Source organism: Pseudomonas defluvii (genome assembly GCF_001695625.1).
GTDB lineage: Bacteria > Pseudomonadota > Gammaproteobacteria > Pseudomonadales > Pseudomonadaceae > Aquipseudomonas > Aquipseudomonas defluvii.
In genome coordinates, this window is the sequence record NZ_MBPN01000280.1 from 1 (window position 1) to 1113 (window position 1113).

Annotated in this window: 1 protein-coding gene; it reads left to right on the forward strand. The window is 58.0% G+C overall.

Going from position 1 to position 1113, the window contains the following annotated elements; genetic code table 11:
* Positions 1–417: 417 nt before the first annotated feature.
* Positions 418–1113: S-formylglutathione hydrolase (gene fghA, locus EKA13_RS27290; protein ID WP_065762046.1), on the forward strand; the 696-nt coding region annotated here is incomplete at its 3' end.

Sequence of the window (1113 nt, forward strand, 5' to 3'; positions counted from 1 at the left end):
AACAAAGTGTGTGCCTACACCTTTGTCTGAAACCAAGGAGTCGTGAGGTCGTTGTGAACGGAGCCTGCTCCGGTTAGGACGACCGCACCTTCCGCTCTGGCCGTGACCGTGCCTGGCATGTCTACTCATGCCACGCGGCCACGGCACTCGGAGACCACGTCAGCTGACGCGAGCTCCGAAAGGTAATTGTCTCGCCTTCATGGCCGAAGGCGTTGCAAGACACACGGAATTCACAGCAAGCCAGTGGGCTGTGTCATTTGCTGTATTTCTCGTTTTGATGTCTCACTGGCTTGCACATTTTATTACTTGCACATCGAAGACGACATCTGGCCTTCGTGGTGTGGTGGCGCCCGGGTTTGTAGCAGTGATCCTTCATGCCAGTGGTAACGCTGGCTCGTAGAGATGAGGAGAATATCCATGGAACGCATTGAACATCACGCCAGCTTCGAGGGTTGGCAGGACGTCTATCAGCATGAGTCGACCGTGCTCGGTTGCACGATGAAGTTCGGCATCTATCTCCCCCCTCAGGCCGAACATAAAAAGCTTCCGGTACTTTACTGGCTGTCTGGGCTGACTTGTACGGAGCAAAACTTCATCACCAAGGCGGCCGTGCAGCAGTATGCCGCAGAGCATGGGATCATAGTCGTCGCCCCCGATACCAGCCCACGCGGGGAGAACGTCGCCGACGACGCGGCCTATGACCTCGGCCAAGGGGCGGGTTTCTATGTGAACGCCACGGAGCTGCCCTGGAGCGATCACTTCCAGATGTATTCCTATGTGGTCGATGAACTGCCGGCACTGATCGAGGCTAACTTCCCTGCGTCGTCCAAGCGCAGCATCAGCGGGCACTCCATGGGTGGACACGGTGCCCTGGTCATTGCACTGCGCAACCCAGGTCGTTATGCGAGTGTGTCGGCATTCTCGCCGATCGTCGCCCCCACGCAAGTGCCCTGGGGGCAGAAGGCTCTGGCGGCTTACCTGGGCGAGCACAACCAGGATGCCTGGAAGCGCTATGACACGGTTGAACTGATCCGTACTGCGCAAGAGCGCTTGCCGTTGCTGGTCGATCAAGGGCTGGGCGATGAGTTTCTCGAGAACCAGCTGCGGCCGGAA